The following is a 12,423-nucleotide window of genomic DNA, read 5'->3' on the forward strand; positions in this document are numbered from 1 at the left end:
ACCCCCGGCAACACTACACCGTAGGAAAAAAAGAGGAGTCATCCCATGAAGCTGCACACCATCACTGCTGCACTGGCCATGGCTGGCCTGGGATTTGCCGGGGCTACCGTCCACGCGCAGGGTATCTCCGACGATGTCATCCGCGTCGGCTTCATCACTGACATGTCCGGCGTGTATTCGGACATCGACGGCAAGGCCGGCCTGGAGGCCGTGCGCATGGCGATCGAAGACGCCGGCGGCGCCATCAACGGCAAGAAGATCGAAGTCGTGTCGGCCGACCACCAGAACAAGGCCGACGTGGCCTCGGCGCGCGTGCGCGAATGGTTCGACGAGCAGAAGGTGGACGTCATCATCGCCGGCACCAACTCGTCGACCAGCCTGGCCATGGCCGGCGTGGCCGCCGAAAAGAAAAAGCCCTTCATGGCCATCGGCGCGGGCGCCTCGGACCTGACCAACGCCCAGTGCTCGCCCTACACCGTGCACTATGCCTACGACACCGTGGCGCTGGCGCGCGGCACCGGTTCGGCCGTGGTGAAGGACGGCGGCAAGAGCTGGTTCTTCCTGACCGCCGACTACGCCTTCGGCCATGCGCTCGAACGCGACACGATCGCCGTGGTCAAGGCCGCCGGCGGCGAGGTCAAGGGCCAGGTGCGCGCGCCGCTGGGCGCGTCGGACTTCTCGTCCTTCCTGCTGCAGGCGCAGGCCTCCAAGGCGCAGATCCTGGGCCTGGCCAATGCCGGCGGCGACACCATCAACTCGATCAAGGCGGCCAACGAATTCGGCGTGACCAAGACCATGAAGATGGCCGGCCTGCTGGTCTTCATCAACGACGTGCACGCGCTGGGCCTGCAGGCCACGCAGGGCATGTACCTGACCGATGGCTGGTACTGGGATCAATCCGACGCCTCGCGCGCCTGGTCCAAGAAGTTCGAGGCCAAGGTCGGCCGCAAGCCTTCCATGCTGCAGGCCGGCGACTACTCCGCGCTCAGCTTCTATCTGAACGCGGTCAAGGCCACCGGCACCGACGACGGCGACACCGTCATGAAGTGGATGAAGTCGAACAAGGTCAACGACTTCTTCGCGCAGGGCGGCTATGTGCGCGAAGACGGCCGCATGATCCACGACATGTACCTGATGCAGGTCAAGACCCCGGCCGAATCCAAGGGTCCGTGGGACTACTACAAGGTCGTGGCGACGCTGCCGGGCGACGAGGTCTACACCAAGCTGTCCGAGTCCACCTGCAAGCTGGTCAAGAAGTAAACCGGCTCCCGTGTCCCGATGCTGCCCGGCCACCCGCCGGGCAGTTTCCCGAATCGCCCGCCTCTATCCGTAAGCGCAGGATTTTTACAAGATGACTGACATTTTCGGCATCCCCATACAGGCCTTGTTCGGCCAGTTGTTGCTAGGCCTGGTCAACGGCTCCTTCTACGCCATGCTTTCGCTCGGGCTGGCGGTCATTTTCGGGCTGCTGAACGTCATCAACTTCGCGCACGGCGCGCTCTACATGCTGGGCGCGTTCGTCGCCTGGATGGGCCTGTCCTACTTCGGACTGAACTACTGGATCATGCTGGTCCTGGCGCCGCTGATCGTGGGCGCGTTCGGGATCATCATCGAGAAGCTGCTGCTCAAGCACCTGTACAAGCTCGACCACCTCTACGGGCTGCTGCTGACCTTCGGGCTGACGCTGCTCATCGAGGGCTTGTTCCGCAGCTTCTACGGCGTGTCGGGCCAGCCCTATCCCACGCCCGACGCGCTGCGCGGCGCGACCAACCTGGGCTTCATGATCCTGCCGAACTACCGCGGCTGGGTCGTGGCGGCCTCGGTCGTGGTGTGCCTGGCCACCTGGTTCGTGATCGAACGCACCCGCCTGGGCGCGCTGCTGCGCGCCGGCACCGAGAATCCCAAGCTGGTCGAGTCCTTCGGCGTGAACGTGCCGCGCATGATCACGCTGACCTACGGCTTCGGCGTGGCGCTGGCGGGCTTCGCCGGCGTGCTGGCCGCGCCGGTCCTGCAGATTTCCCCGCTGATGGGCTCCAACCTCATCATCGTCGTGTTCGCGGTCGTCGTGATCGGAGGCATGGGGTCCATCCTGGGCGCCATCGTCACCGGGCTGGGCCTGGGCGTCATAGAAGGCCTGACCAAGGTGTTCTGGCCCGAAGCCTCCAGCACGGTCGTCTTCATCATCATGGCCATTGTTCTGTTGATCCGCCCGGCCGGGCTGTTCGGAAAAGAGAAATGAATCGTCAATTCCTGGGCTATGCGGCAGTGGCCATCGTGGTGGCCATTCTTCCCTTCGTCGGGGTGTATCCGATCTTCGCCATGAAGGTCATGTGCTACGCCCTCTTCGCCTGCGCGTTCAACCTGCTGCTGGGCTTCACCGGCCTGCTGTCCTTCGGCCACGCCGCCTTCCTGGGCAGCGCGGCCTACGCCGCCGGACACGCGCTGAAGGTCTGGGGCTTTCCCACCGAGATCGGCCTGCTGTTCGGCGTGGCCGTCGCGGCGCTGCTGGGCCTGGCCATGGGCGCGCTGGCGATCCGCCGCAGCGGCATCTACTTCGCCATGATCACGCTGGCGCTGGCGCAGATGGTGTTCTTCTTCTTCCTGCAGGCGCACTTCACCGGCGGCGAAGACGGCCTGCAGGGCGTGCCGCGCGGCACCCTGCTGGGGCTGGTGGACCTGTCCGAAGACCTGAACCTGTACTACGTGGTGATGGGCGTGTTCGCGCTGGGCTTCTTCATCATCTGGCGCACCGTGCACTCGCCGTTCGGCCAGGTGCTGCAGGCCCTGCGCGAGAACGAGCCGCGCGCGGTCTCGCTCGGCTACGACGTCGACCGCTTCAAGCTGCTGGCCTTCGTGCTGTCGGCCGCCATCGCCGGACTGGCCGGCGCCACCAAGACCCTGGTGTTCGTGTCCGCCACGCTGTCCGACGCCACCTGGCAGATGTCGGGCCTAGTGATCCTGATGACGCTGATCGGCGGCCTGGGCACCCTGACCGGCCCCGTGCTGGGCGCCTTCATCGTGGTGCTGCTCGAGAACAAGGTGGGCGACTTCGGCCAGATGCTGGCGCGCGCCACCGGCATGGACTGGTTCCTGCGCCTGGGCGAATCGGTCACCATCGTGATCGGCCTGATCTTCGTGATCTGCGTGCTGGCGTTCCGCCGCGGCATCGTGGGCGAGATCGGCGCCTTCATGCAGCGCCGGCGCGCCGCCCGCGCCTGACACGCCAGACCGGTGATTGCCGCAAGGGGCCGCGACAGCGGCCCCTTCGTCGTTCGGGCCGCGGCGGCCCCGCCGGTGGTGCGCCTTACAATGGCACAAACCACTCGACAGGTGCCTGACCATGCGCAACTTGCACGTCGCCTCCGCCCTTTTCGCCGTGGCGTTGGCCGCGGCCGTTCCCCCGGCCGCCAGCGCGGCCCAGCCCGCGCCCGCCGCGCCCGTCTGTGAAGTCGACCGTCCCGTGCGCTTCAGCGGCCTGAACTGGGAATCCAACCTGGTGCTGGCCGGCATCGAACGCTATGTGCTGGAACACGGCTACGGCTGCAAGACCCAGGTGGAAATCGGCGAGACCCTGCCCATGCTGGCCGCGCTGCAGCGCGGCGACGTGGACGTCACACCCGAAGTCTGGCCGGGGCAGATCGAAGGCGCATGGAAAAAGGCGCTGGCCAGCGGGCGCGTGCTCGGCGTGGGCCACGTGTACGACGCCGGCGAAGGCTGGTACGTGCCGCGCTACACCGTGGAGCGTCATCCCGACCTGAAGTCGGCTTCCGATCTGGCGCGCTTCAAGCAGGTCTTCGCCGATCCCGAGGACCCGGGCCGCGGCCGCATCTACGGCTGCCCGGCGGGCTGGGCCTGCGGCACGCTCAACGGCAACCTGCTGCGCGCCCTCGGCCTGGAAAAGGATTACTCGCTGTTCGCGCCCGGCTCGGGCGCCGCGCAGAAAGCCGCCATCGTCTCGGCCTACAAGCGCAAGCGCGACATCGTCTTCTACTACTGGACCCCGACCTCGCTGGTCGGCGCGCTGGACCTGGTCAAGCTGGAGCTGCCGCCCTTCGACCAGGCGGCCTATACCTGCATGACCGACCCCAAGTGCGAACAACCCGTGGCCACGGAATTCAAGCCCAACCCGGTGGTCACCGGCCTGAACGCCGAGTTCGCGCGGCAGGCGCCGCAGCTGGCCGCCTTCTTCGCCAAGCTGGCCGTGCCGGACGACGCCATCGACGCCACCCTGGGCTGGCTCGAAAACGAAGGCAAGGAACCCGAAGACGCCGCCCGCTACTTCCTCAAGCAGTACGGCGCCGTCTGGCGGCAGTGGATGCCGGCCGACGCGGCCGCCCGCGTGGAGGCGGCGCTGGCGCGGGAATGAGGCGCACGGCCCGGGCTCATGTATCCTGACGTTTCGGCGGGGCCGCCTTCGACGCGGCCCACACGCCACCCCATACGAACGAAGGAAGACAACCATGGACGCCCTGTACTGGCACGACGGTCGCTGGACCACTGAAAACCCCAAACTGCTCGGCCCCGCCGATCACGCCTTCTGGATGGCCAGCATGGTCTTCGACGGCGCGCGCGCCTTTCGCGGCCTGACGCCCGACCTGGACCTGCACTGCCAGCGCGTGGTGCGCTCGGCCGAGAAAATGCTGATGAAGCCCCAGCTCGGCTGGGAAGAGATCCAGTCGCTGTGCCTGCAGGCCGTGGCCAGGTTCCCCGAAGGTTCGGAGCTCTACATCAAGCCGATGTTCTATTGCGCCGACGGTTTCCTGCTGCCCGACGCCGACAAGACGCAGTTCGTGCTGCACGTGTTCAAGGTGCCCATGCCCGGCGATCAGGGCTTTTCGGCCTGCTTCTCCAGCTACGCGCGCTCCTGGCCCAATATGGCGCCCACCGACGCCAAGGCCTCCTGCCTCTACCCGAACGGCCAGCGCGCCATCCGCGAGGCCGCCGAAAAAGGCTTCGACAACGCCATCATGCTCGACGGCGCGGGCAACATCGCCGAGTTCGCCACCAGCAACCTGTGGATCGCCAAGGACGGCGTGGTGTCCACGCCGGTCGACAACGGCACCTTCCTGAACGGCATCACGCGCCGCCGCGTGCTGGCCCTGCTCCAGGCCGACGGCGTCGAGGTCCAGGAACGCAGCCTGACCCGCGCCGACATCGAGCAAGCCGACGAAGTGTTCTCGTCCGGCAACTACGGCAAGGTGGTGCACGTCAACCGCGTCGAAGACCGCAAGCTGGAATACGGCCCCATGGCCCGCCGCGCGCACAAGCTGTACATGGACTACGCGGAAAGCACGCGCGCCAGATAGGTCGCCCTCTCCCCCAAAGCTGCCCGCCCCGTGCGGGCAGCGTCGTTCTCAGGAGTCCTCATGCAGACCCGACGTGATTTTCTCCGCAGCGGCGCCTCGCTGGCCGGCGCCGGCAGCGCCCTGGCCCTGCTGCCCGCCTCCATCCGCCGCGCGCTCGCGATTCCGGCCGCGCGCCGCACGGGCACGATCCGCGACGTGGAGCACATCGTGATCTTCATGCAGGAGAACCGCTCGTTCGACCATTACTTCGGCGCCCTGGCCGGCGTGCGCGGGTTCGGCGACCGCTTCCCCGCACCGGCGCCCGACAGCCCCGACGCGCGCCACCGCACCGTCTGGGCGCAATACAACGACAGGCCCGAGGAAGGCGCGCCGCGCACCGTGCTGCCGTTTCACCTGGATACCCGCGAGGCCTTCGAGACCATGCGCGTGGCCAGCACGCCGCATACCTGGTCCAACGCCCAGGACGCCTGGGACGCCGGCCGCATGGGCAACTGGCCGGCGGCCAAGAAAAACCATTCGATGGCGTACTTCACGGAGGACGACATGCCCTTCCAGTACGCCATGGCGCGCGCCTTCACCGTGTGCGACGCCTATCACTGCTCGTTCACCGGCGGCACCAACACCAACCGGCTGTTCCTGTGGACCGGCACCAACGACGGCCTGGGACGCGGCAACGGCCCGGCGCTGGGCAATCTCTACAACAAGCTGTCGGGCGGCGATCCGGCCGGCGGCTACACCTGGACCACCTATCCCGAACGGCTGGAGGCCGCCGGCGTCAGCTGGCGCATCTACCAGGACATGGCGGACAACTATTCGCTCAACCCCATGGCCGGCTTCAAGGCCTACCGCGACGCCTACCACGGCGCGCCCGGCTCTCAGCCCGCGCTGAAAGAGAAGGCGCTGACCACCCGCGGCCTGGACCTGCTGCGCCAGGACGTGCTGGACGGCAGGCTGCCGCAGGTGTCGTGGATCTGCGCGACCAAGGCCGGCTCGGAGCATCCCAGCCCGTCCAGCCCGGCGCAGGGCGCGGACTACACCGCCCGCGTGCTGGACGCGCTGACGGCCAACCCGGAGGTCTGGAGCAAGACCGTCCTGCTGCTGATGTTCGACGAGAACGACGGCTTCTTCGACCACGCGCCGCCGCCCGCGCCGCCCTCGCGCGATGCCGCCGGCGCGCTGGCCGGCGCGTCCACGGTCGATACGAAGGGCGAATACCACGAGATCGTCACCGGCCTCGAAAAGGACGACACGGCGGCGCATCTGCATGGGGTGTACGGGCTGGGGCCGCGCGTGCCCATGTACGTGCTGTCGCCCTGGACCAAGGGCGGCTGGGTCAATTCGCAGGTGTTCGACCACACGTCCGTGCTGCGCTTCGTCGAGCAGCGGTTCGGCGTGGCCGAGCCCAATATTTCGCCGTGGCGGCGCGCGGTCTGCGGCGACCTGACTTCGATCTTCGACTTCGCCGCGCCCGACGACGCCGACCTGCTGCGCGGCCTGCCGCCCACGGCCGAGCGCGCCGGGCTGGCCCGCGCGCTGCCGCAGACCGTCGTCCCGGCGGCTCCGCTGCGCCCCGACGTGGCCCGGCAGCCGGCCGGCACGCGCCCGTCGCGCCCCCTGCCCTATGCGCTGCAGGTCCACGCGCAGGCGCGGGACGGACGCATCGCGCTGCGCTTCGAGAATACCGGCCGGGCCGGCGCCGTGTTCCATGTGTACGACCGCCTCGACCTGCAACGCGGTCCGCGCCGCTATACCGTCGAGGCCGGCAAGTCCCTGCAGGACGCATGGCCGGCCTGGGTCGACGGCGCCCGCTACGACCTGTGGGTGCTCGGCCCCAACGGATTCCACCGGCATTGCTGCGGACGCCTGGACACGGCGGCCCAGCCGCCGCTGGAGGTCACGGCCGATCACGCAGGGCCGGGCGCGCCGCTACGCCTGACCGTGAGCAACCCCGGCCCGCAAACCCGCTCGTTCCGCGTGGAGGCCAACGCCTACGGTTATCCGGCGCAGGCCGCCACGGCGCTGGCCGCGGGCGAGGCCATCAGCCTGTCCTGGGACATGGCGCGCAGCGCGGGCTGGTACGACGTGACGGTGCGCGACGAAAGCGATCCGGCCTACGTCCGACGGCTGGCCGGGCGCATCGAAACCGGCGCGCCCTCCACCTCCGATCCCGCGATGGGCGGCGAGCCGGTATTGCGCTGGACGCCGGCGGCATGAAGTGTCCGTCGTCAGGTTTTTCCTGCAACGCCGCCGCGATCACTGGCTATCGACGAGCCTGCTGCGCTTGACCATCGCCAGAATGGTTTCCGTCAACTCGTCCCGCGCCTGCGCTTCACTGAGGTCTCCGGCCACCGCCGCCTGAGACAGCGCCTCCGCCGCGCCCAACATCGCCCACAGGCTTGCCGGCGACACGCTCCGCGGCCCGGCAAAGGGTTCAAGGATTTTCTGGCACTTCTCGATGAACGCCTGCTGGTACTGGCGCTTGACGGCCGCCAATTCCGGCGAGCCGCTGAGGGCGGCCAGCACCTCCGGAATTTCACGGCCCTGGGTCAGCACGCAATCGACGTAGCTGCCGGCGATGACGCTGGCCTTGTCCTTCAACGTGGGCTTGCTGGCGGCGATGGCCGCGTCGATCACGGCCGTCTGACGCACATCGAAATCCTGGTAGAGCGCTGCCAGCAGTCCATTGCGGGTGCCGAAGTGGTCATAGACGACGGGCTTGGTGACACCCGCAACGTCGGCCAGCCGTCCCAGGGTCAAGGCATCCGTGCCTTCGGCCCGGATCAACTGCCATGAAACATCGAGAAGCTGACGCAGCCGCTCGTCCCTGGACAGGCGGCGACGCGGGGAGTCCTTGGAGGGGACAGGTTTTTTCAGGGGGCTTGACATCGCTATATACCAAAGGTAACTTACCATCCGTAAGTTACTTTCAGTATATTGGATCGCGGCCCGGCAGGCAACCGGGTGGCGTCCACAACCGGACCATGACCATGACCTCCAATACGCTTTCACTTCCACAGCCCGCCAGCCGCAAGGCATGGCTGGGGCTTCTGACCGTTCTCGCCCTGGTGTTGCTGGTGGCGATGGACGGCTCCGTCCTGTACCTCGCCATGCCGCGCATGACGGCCGCCATCTTGCCGACGGCGGACCAGGCGCTGTGGATTCTGGACATTTACGGCTTTGTTGTCGGCTCTCTGCTCATCGCCTTCGGCAACATCGGCGACCGCTATGGACGGTTGAAGCTGATGATGACGGGGGCCGTGATCTTCGGGCTGGGATCTCTGGGCGCGGCGCACTCCACGACGCCCGCCAGCATGATCGGCTTTCGCGCGCTGATGGGACTGGGCGGCGCCACGCTGCTGCCGTCGGGGCTGGCCATCGTCAGCGCCTTGTTCCCCGACCCACGGCAGCGGGCGCAGGCCATCGGAATCTTTGCGGCCACATTCGCGGCGGGATTTGCCATCGGGCCGATCATCGGCGGGCTGCTGCTGCAACGCTTCGACTGGGGCGTGGTGTTCCTGATCAACGTGCCGGTGGTGCTGGCCTTCCTGCTGGTCGCGCCAGCGCTGCTGCGCGAAGTGCGCACCACCACCTCCGGCCGCATTGACGTGCCGAGCCTGTTGCTGTCCTTCGCAGGAATCCTGCTGTTCACCTACTCGATCAAGAGCGCGGCGGCCGCGGGCTTTACACCGGTGCAGTCCGTCGCAGGAATCGCGGGGCTGCTTGCCCTGGCGGCCTTCCTGGGCCGACAGACGAAGATCGCTTTTCCGCTGCTGGACCTGAGCTTGTTCAAGGACAGGATTTTCTCGATCGCCATCCTGACCGGGCTGTTGTCGCTGGTGGTCTGGTCGGCGGCAGGCTATCTGTCTGGCATCTATCTGCAGTCGGTGCTGGGCCATGAGGTCTTCACGGCGGCGCTGATGGCCTTGCCGGGCGCGGTGGTGCTTACGGCCACCTGCGTGGGAACCAGCCGCATCGTCGAGCGCATCGGGCGCAGGGCCGCCTTGGTGGGCACGCATTTCCTGATTGGCCTGGGCGTGTTCCTGCTGCTGTTCACCACGACCGAGGCCGGAGTCATCGCGTTCGTGGCTTCGACGGTGATTGCGGGTGTGGGCTATGGCCTGTCGTTCAGCCTCGTCGCCGAAATCGCCGTGTCGGCGGTGCCGAGCGAGCGCGCCGGGGCGGCAGGCTCCATCGCGGAAACCAGCAACGAGATCGGCAATGCCTTGGGCATCACCTTGCTGGGTTCATTGGCGGCGCTGGTGTTCCGGCTGTCCGGCCCGGGCGTGGCGGGAACATTGAACGAGACCTTGGGCCATCCCAGGATCACAGAAGCTGCCGCGATGCAGGCCAGGGAAGCCTTTCTCTCGGGGCTGCATCTGGCAGTCGGCGTGGGGGGCCTGCTGATGCTGCTGGTCGGACTGGCGGCCTGGGTGTGGTTGCCGCGCAAATTGCCGGAATAGAAGATAAACGCCGGGCTGGGCCCGGCGCTTTCGTGAGCGGCAAGACGAGGACGGAAAGCGTCAGCCTTCCTCGCCGCCCTTGCCCAGGCCCAGGTAGCTCTCGATGACCTTGGGGTCTCCGGCCAGCTCGCGCGCCGGACCGTGCAGGATGACTTCGCCGGTTTCCAGCACGTAGCCGTAGTCGGCCACCTGCAGCGCCGCGCGCGCGTTCTGCTCGACCAGCAGGATGGCCACGCCGGTTTCGCGCAGGCGCGCGATGATGTGGAAGATCTCGCGCACGATGCGCGGGGCCAGGCCCAGGCTGGGCTCGTCGAGCATCAGCAGATTGGGCTTGGCCATCAGCGCGCGGCCCACCGCCAGCATCTGGCGTTCGCCGCCGGACAGCGTGCCGGCCTGCTGCGTGCGCCGCTCGCGCAGCCGCGGGAACAGGTCGAAGACCTCGTTCAAGGTATCGCGCCAGCCGCTTTCGCGGCTGCGGTAGCGGCGAAAACCGCCCAGCAGCAGGTTGTCTTCCACCGACATGGTGCCGAACAGCTCGCGGCGCTCGGGCACCAGCGACATGCCGGCGGCCACGCGGCGCTCGACCTGCCAGCCCGACACGTCGGCGCCGGCGTACTGCACCGCGCCGGCCGCATGGCCGGTGTGGGGCAGCGAGCCCATGATGGCGTTGAGCATGGTGGACTTGCCGGCGCCGTTGGCGCCGATCACCGTGACGATGCTGCCGGCCGGCACCGTGAGCGAGGCGCCCACCAGCGCGCCGACCTTGCCGTAGCGGGCCGACAGCTGGCTGACTTCGAGGACGGGGGATTGCGTCGCGCTCATCACACGCCTCCTGCCGACACGGGCTTGGCCTGGTCCGACTCGGGCAGGTCGTCGTCGATCCCGCCCAGGTAGGCTTCCAGCACCGCAGGGTTCTTTTGCACGTCGGCCGGCACGCCTTCGGCCAGCTTGGTGCCGAAATCCATCACCACGAGGTGGTTGGTCAGGCGCATCACAAAATCCATATCGTGTTCGACGAGCAGAATGCTCATTCCCTCGGCGCGCAGCTGCTCCAGCACGCGGGCCAGGTCTTGCTTTTCCTTGTAGCGCAGGCCGGCGGCCGGTTCGTCCAGCAGCAGCAGCACCGGATCGGCGGCCAGGGCGCGCGCGATTTCGAGGATGCGTTGCTGGCCCAGCGCTAGGTTGCCCGCCTGCTCGTACAGGTATTCGCCCAGGCCGACGCGCTTGAGCTGTTCGGCGGCCTCGTGCAGCAGCTGGGCTTCGCGCGCGCGGTCCGAATGCAGCGCGCCGGCCAGCACGCCCACGTCGGAGCGCAGGTGCGCGCCCAGCGCCACGTTTTCCAGCACCGTCATGCCCGGCAGCAGCTGCACGTGCTGGAAGGTCCGGCCCACGCCCAGCTTGGCGATCTCGCGCGCCGAGCGGTTGTCGATGCGCTGGCCCATGAACGTGACCTTGCCGCGCGTGACCGGCAGCACGCCGCTGATCAGGTTGAACGTGGTGCTCTTGCCGGCGCCGTTCGGGCCGATCAGGCCCATGATCTCGCCGGAGCTGACCTTGAACGAAATATCGTTGACCGCGACCAGGCCGCCGAACTCCTTGCGGATGGCGTCGACTTCCAGCACCACCTGCCCGGCCTGCGGGCGCACCCGCGTCGGCAGGGCCGGCGCCTGCGCCGGCGGCGCCAGGTTGCGGCGCGAACCGTCGGCGCCGGTGAGGCTGTCCCACCAGCCGGCCAGGATCGGCCACAGGCCGTTGCGCGCGTATTGCAGCATCAGGATCAGCAGCACGCCGAAGACGATCATCTCGAAGTTGGCGTTGGTGTCCAGCAGCTTGGGCAGGAGGTTCTGCAGCTGGTCCTTCAGCACCAGGATGACGCTGGAGCCCAGCAGCGCGCCCCAGACGTAGCCCGCGCCGCCGACCACGGCCATGAACAGGTATTCGATGCCGTAGTTGATGCCGAAGGGGCTGGGACTGACCGCGCGCTGCATGTGGGCGTAGAGCCAGCCCGACACGCAGGCCAGCAACGCGGCCCAGACGAAGATCACGATCTTGTAGGCGGCGGTGTTGACGCCCATGGACTCGGCCATGCCGGCCCCGCTCTTGAGCGCGCGGATGGCGCGGCCGGGGCGCGAGTTCAGCAGGTTGCGGGTGGCCCACAGCGCCAGCAGCACGAATATCCAGATCAGGTAATAGATATGGCGGCCGCTGGCCAGCGAGATGCCGAAAATGCTGATGGGCTCGATGCCGGCGATGCCGTCATGCTTGCCCAGCCAGTCGATGTTGCCGAACAGGAAATACAGCGACAGGCCCCAGGCGATGGTGCCCAGCGGCAGGTAGTGGCCCGACAGGCGCAGCGTGATGGCGCCCAGCAGATAGGCGACCACGGCGGTCAGGATCAGCCCGGCCGGCAGCGCCAGCCACGGCGACAGCTCGTACTGCGTGGTCAGGTAGGCGGTGGTGTAGGCGCCCAGGCCCACGAACGCCGCCTGGCCGAACGAGGTCAGGCCGCCGACGCCGGTCAGCAGCACCAGCCCCAGCACCACCAGGCTGGCCAGCCCGATGTAGTTCAGTTGCGTGACCCAGAATTCGGGCGTGGCCGACACCAGCGGCAGGCCCGCCAGGACGACGATGAAAACGGCAAGCAGGATACGGTTCAT

Annotated in this window: 10 protein-coding genes; 7 read left to right on the plus strand and 3 right to left on the minus strand. The window is 67.7% G+C overall.

The window, feature by feature from the left end:
• Nucleotides 1-45: 45 nt before the first annotated feature.
• The 6 genes from AC1M14_RS20675 (at nucleotide 46) to AC1M14_RS20700 (ending at nucleotide 7,520) form a co-directional block, all read left to right on the plus strand.
• Nucleotides 46-1,260 (plus strand): ABC transporter substrate-binding protein, encoded by a 1,215-nt coding sequence (locus AC1M14_RS20675; RefSeq protein ID WP_209165015.1) that lies wholly within the window; start codon nucleotides 46-48, stop codon nucleotides 1,258-1,260.
• A gap of 91 nt (nucleotides 1,261-1,351) precedes the next feature.
• Nucleotides 1,352-2,239: a branched-chain amino acid ABC transporter permease gene (locus tag AC1M14_RS20680; RefSeq protein WP_102774387.1), complete on the plus strand. Its 888-nt coding sequence runs from the start codon at nucleotides 1,352-1,354 to the stop codon at nucleotides 2,237-2,239.
• Nucleotides 2,236-3,219 carry a branched-chain amino acid ABC transporter permease gene (locus AC1M14_RS20685; protein ID WP_102774386.1) on the plus strand — a complete coding sequence of 328 codons (984 nt, stop codon included), beginning with the start codon at nucleotides 2,236-2,238 and terminating at the stop codon, nucleotides 3,217-3,219. Before AC1M14_RS20680 ends, AC1M14_RS20685 begins: the two co-directional genes overlap by 4 nt.
• Before the next feature lie 121 nt (nucleotides 3,220-3,340).
• The gene (locus tag AC1M14_RS20690; RefSeq protein WP_479730361.1) at nucleotides 3,341-4,366 is read left to right on the plus strand and encodes an ABC transporter substrate-binding protein; all 1,026 of its coding nucleotides are present in this window, start codon (nucleotides 3,341-3,343) and stop codon (nucleotides 4,364-4,366) included.
• 94 nt (nucleotides 4,367-4,460) lie between these two features.
• Nucleotides 4,461-5,306, plus strand: a complete 846-nt coding sequence (locus tag AC1M14_RS20695) for a branched-chain amino acid aminotransferase (protein WP_479730362.1) — start codon at nucleotides 4,461-4,463, stop codon at nucleotides 5,304-5,306.
• A gap of 60 nt (nucleotides 5,307-5,366) precedes the next feature.
• Complete coding sequence (locus tag AC1M14_RS20700) at nucleotides 5,367-7,520, plus strand: phosphocholine-specific phospholipase C (protein ID WP_479730363.1); 2,154 nt, start codon at nucleotides 5,367-5,369, stop codon at nucleotides 7,518-7,520.
• A gap of 39 nt (nucleotides 7,521-7,559) precedes the next feature.
• Here AC1M14_RS20700 and AC1M14_RS20705 read toward each other — a convergent pair whose 3' ends face one another.
• The gene (locus AC1M14_RS20705; protein WP_479730364.1) at nucleotides 7,560-8,192 is read right to left on the minus strand and encodes a TetR/AcrR family transcriptional regulator; all 633 of its coding nucleotides are present in this window, start codon (nucleotides 8,190-8,192) and stop codon (nucleotides 7,560-7,562) included.
• 101 nt (nucleotides 8,193-8,293) lie between these two features.
• Here AC1M14_RS20705 and AC1M14_RS20710 point away from each other — a divergent pair, with 101 nt between their 5' ends.
• Entirely contained in the window at nucleotides 8,294-9,766 is a 1,473-nt protein-coding gene (locus tag AC1M14_RS20710) for an MFS transporter (protein WP_479730365.1), read from the plus strand.
• A 60-nt stretch (nucleotides 9,767-9,826) separates the two neighbouring features.
• Here the strand turns inward: AC1M14_RS20710 and AC1M14_RS20715 are convergent, their stop codons facing one another.
• Nucleotides 9,827-10,588, minus strand: coding sequence for an ABC transporter ATP-binding protein (locus AC1M14_RS20715; RefSeq protein WP_102774381.1), 762 nt, complete (start codon nucleotides 10,586-10,588; stop codon nucleotides 9,827-9,829).
• Nucleotides 10,588-12,423, minus strand: coding sequence for a branched-chain amino acid ABC transporter ATP-binding protein/permease (locus AC1M14_RS20720; RefSeq protein ID WP_111826569.1), 1,836 nt, complete (start codon nucleotides 12,421-12,423; stop codon nucleotides 10,588-10,590). The genes AC1M14_RS20715 and AC1M14_RS20720 overlap by 1 nt, the downstream gene beginning before the upstream one ends.

The sequence above is a fragment of the Achromobacter sp. SX5 genome, assembly GCF_056711425.1.

Coding starts and splice junctions, on each gene's coding strand:
- AC1M14_RS20685 (WP_102774386.1), top strand. CDS start 2,236: ATGAATCGTCAATTCCTGGGCTATGCGGCAGTGGCCATCGTGGTGGCC.
- AC1M14_RS20690 (WP_479730361.1), top strand. CDS start 3,341: ATGCGCAACTTGCACGTCGCCTCCGCCCTTTTCGCCGTGGCGTTGGCC.
- AC1M14_RS20710 (WP_479730365.1), top strand. CDS start 8,294: ATGACCTCCAATACGCTTTCACTTCCACAGCCCGCCAGCCGCAAGGCA.
- AC1M14_RS20700 (WP_479730363.1), top strand. CDS start 5,367: ATGCAGACCCGACGTGATTTTCTCCGCAGCGGCGCCTCGCTGGCCGGC.
- AC1M14_RS20680 (WP_102774387.1), top strand. CDS start 1,352: ATGACTGACATTTTCGGCATCCCCATACAGGCCTTGTTCGGCCAGTTG.
- AC1M14_RS20695 (WP_479730362.1), top strand. CDS start 4,461: ATGGACGCCCTGTACTGGCACGACGGTCGCTGGACCACTGAAAACCCC.
- AC1M14_RS20720 (WP_111826569.1), bottom strand. CDS start 12,423: ATGAACCGTATCCTGCTTGCCGTTTTCATCGTCGTCCTGGCGGGCCTG.
- AC1M14_RS20705 (WP_479730364.1), bottom strand. CDS start 8,192: ATGTCAAGCCCCCTGAAAAAACCTGTCCCCTCCAAGGACTCCCCGCGT.
- AC1M14_RS20675 (WP_209165015.1), top strand. CDS start 46: ATGAAGCTGCACACCATCACTGCTGCACTGGCCATGGCTGGCCTGGGA.
- AC1M14_RS20715 (WP_102774381.1), bottom strand. CDS start 10,588: ATGAGCGCGACGCAATCCCCCGTCCTCGAAGTCAGCCAGCTGTCGGCC.